This window comes from Staphylococcus canis (genome assembly GCF_016238445.1).
GTDB classification, from domain to species: Bacteria; Bacillota; Bacilli; order Staphylococcales; family Staphylococcaceae; genus Staphylococcus; species Staphylococcus canis.
The window spans coordinates 1-222 of the sequence record NZ_JABANU010000130.1; the positions used below are offsets into that span (position 1 = coordinate 1).

Annotated in this window: 1 pseudogene; it reads left to right on the plus strand. The window is 39.2% G+C overall.

Going from position 1 to position 222, the window contains the following annotated elements:
- A pseudogene (locus HHH54_RS11205) lies at positions 1–222 on the plus strand (hypothetical protein); the annotation flags it as partial.

The window sequence follows — 222 nt, forward strand, 5'->3', positions numbered from 1 at the left end:
GTGATTACACAGTAACAGTAACATCAACAGATGGAGACAACGCAACAACAACAGAAACGTTCGTAATTAAAGTCGAAAGAGATTCTGATAAAGACGGTACACCAGATAAAGTCGACACAGATGATGATGGAGATGGCGTACCAGATACAGAAGAATTAAACACAAATAAAAATCCAAAAGATGGAACAGACCAAGCAAACACACCACCAACAATCGATCCGA